A 1,954-nucleotide genomic window follows, 5' to 3' on the forward strand; every position below is an offset into this window, starting at 1 on the left:
GCAGCACGCGGGCGGTGTGCTTGGCTTGCCAGCCATAATCCTTCAATGGCTTTTTCGACGGCCTGCTACCGTTTAGTATCGGAATGACCAATTCGACCGGATCTTCATTCATGAGCGATACCCTCGATCGATACCGCGCCTCCGGCTCCTACAAAGGCACTTCTTACGATGTCGCTGTAGACCACTGGCACGGCGGTGCATACGCGGTGGCCGAAGTTAACGTTGACGGTCTTCCATCGCGGGAAGACAACGATCACAGCTTCGAGACCTTGGAGGAGGCCTTTGAGGCTGCCCATGCGCTTGCTCGCCATCTGATCGATCTGTGAGGCGCTAGTCACGGCTCGCCGCCTGGCTGTCGATCAGGACGCGGAACTCAGCGATCACCTCAGTGGCGATACGCTCCACGTAGTCGCGCTCACGCTTAAGCACGCGCTCATGCCGGCCGCTGAGCATGTTCCCGGCGACGTAGTCGGCGTCGCAGGCAGCGACGAATTGCATCACGGTGCGGTCGCCCATGGCGCCCCAGAACCCGCACCATGCCTGTCCATAGCAGGTGACGACGATGCGGCCACGGCCCAGCTCGTAGTCCTGCACGAACACGTTGATCGGATCGAGGTTCTTGCGGCCGGGAATCTCGATCAGGCGGATGCCATGGGGAAGCTGCCCCAGGTCCACGGCCTGCGCGGGCGAGGCGATGGCCGGAGAGGTTCCATCCAACAGGATGCAGCCCTCTTCCTCCACATCAACGCACTCGCAATACAGTCCAGGGCCGCTATGCCCTGTCTCGCTCTGGAAAATGCGGACGCGGCCGCGATCTTCGAATGGCACACCAAGTTCCGGAGTTCCTGCCATCAGCAGTGCTTCATGCAACTGGCATGCGGTCAGTTCAATGCCGCCTGTGTTGTAGCTCGGCGCGGTGCTCTGCTCGCTGGTCATCAGCGTTCGTCCTTTGGAAGTTGAATGCACCCGCCCGGGCGCACAGTTGAAAGCGTGGGTGGCGCTGGATCCGGCCTGCCTGCCCGTTTCTCCAGTTCCTCGGCCCTGGCCACGTAATAGGCGTGTCGGTCCAAGCGCACCGCGTCGGGGAACTGGAAGGCCCGCAGCGCCTCTTCGGCTTGGATCCGCCATGCGCGTGCTTCGCGCCCGGGGTCGTCATCGAAAATGTCCAGCTGCGCGGACTTCGCCATGGATCAGGCCTTGTCGACCGCGCGATGGCGGCTGTAGCCGACGCCTTCGATGGGGATCCCGCACCAGGTCATGCCGTCCAGCGCGACGGGCTCGGGCTTGGCGTCCCGCCAACGCTCCTTGGACCCGGCTTTGCGGCGCTCCTGCCACTCGGCCTTTGCCTGATCGCGGTGGGGCCTCTGCATGCGGCCCCTGACCCTGCGCTGGCAGTGCAAGAGGTCCGAAGCCTGCAGAACGATGCGGGCGGGCCTGTGCCCCTTGGCTACGGTGTAGCCCTCCACGTAGCTGGCGACCTGTTCGCGAATTAGTTCGATCCGGGGGCGCTCGCCGTTGTCCAACTTGGGGAACTCGGCTTCATGGTTGAAATCGACAACGACGGAAGCGGTCATGGCTGCTCTCGATCAATGGCGGAAGTGGGTAGCCGGCTTGTGGAAGTCCGGCCGGCGCGGAGCCCGGTTGCTCGGGCGGGCGGTTGCTCAGTGGGTGTCGTCTGCGGGCATCGGCGCGCGCTGTCGTTCTTCCGCGCGCTGCCGCATTTCCTCGCGGAAGGCGGGCCAGTTGCGCCGGAGGTCATGCACGCCGCACCAGGTGAAGTAGGCGATGCCTGCGCCGAAAGGGATGAGGAACGACGCGGCATCGGTGTAGATGGCACGCGCGAGCAGCGCCAGCAGCAGCAAGACGATGACGGCGCAGTAGAAGGGCAGGGCCAGGTGGCGCATTACTCGGTGTCCTGTTCGGTGGTGGGCTCGGCCGGTGCTGGGCCGGCGGG

5 protein-coding genes are annotated in these 1,954 nt (G+C 64.3%); 1 reads left to right on the plus strand and 4 read right to left on the minus strand.

Going from position 1 to position 1,954, the window contains the following annotated elements; translation table 11 throughout:
- Positions 1–110: 110 nt before the first annotated feature.
- Positions 111–326 carry a hypothetical protein gene (locus DBR20_RS11845; protein ID WP_108266304.1) on the plus strand — a complete coding sequence of 72 codons (216 nt, stop codon included), beginning with the start codon at positions 111–113 and terminating at the stop codon, positions 324–326.
- Positions 327–330: 4 nt separating this feature from the next.
- Here DBR20_RS11845 and DBR20_RS11850 read toward each other — a convergent pair whose 3' ends face one another.
- The 4 genes from DBR20_RS11850 to DBR20_RS11865 all read right to left on the minus strand — a co-directional run bounded on the left by DBR20_RS11850 (position 331) and on the right by DBR20_RS11865 (position 1,904).
- Positions 331–936, minus strand: coding sequence for a hypothetical protein (locus DBR20_RS11850; RefSeq protein WP_108266305.1), 606 nt, complete (start codon positions 934–936; stop codon positions 331–333).
- Complete coding sequence (locus DBR20_RS11855; protein WP_012511507.1) at positions 936–1,187, minus strand: hypothetical protein; 252 nt, start codon at positions 1,185–1,187, stop codon at positions 936–938. The genes DBR20_RS11850 and DBR20_RS11855 overlap by 1 nt, the downstream gene beginning before the upstream one ends.
- A gap of 3 nt (positions 1,188–1,190) precedes the next feature.
- Complete coding sequence (locus DBR20_RS11860; RefSeq protein WP_108266306.1) at positions 1,191–1,574, minus strand: hypothetical protein; 384 nt, start codon at positions 1,572–1,574, stop codon at positions 1,191–1,193.
- An 87-nt stretch (positions 1,575–1,661) separates the two neighbouring features.
- A complete protein-coding gene (locus tag DBR20_RS11865; RefSeq protein ID WP_108266307.1) occupies positions 1,662–1,904 on the minus strand; it encodes a hypothetical protein in 243 nt (80 codons plus the stop codon).
- Between the last annotated feature and the right edge of the window lie 50 nt (positions 1,905–1,954).

This window comes from Stenotrophomonas sp. HMWF023, assembly GCF_003060985.1.
Lineage (GTDB): Bacteria > Pseudomonadota > Gammaproteobacteria > Xanthomonadales > Xanthomonadaceae > Stenotrophomonas > Stenotrophomonas lactitubi.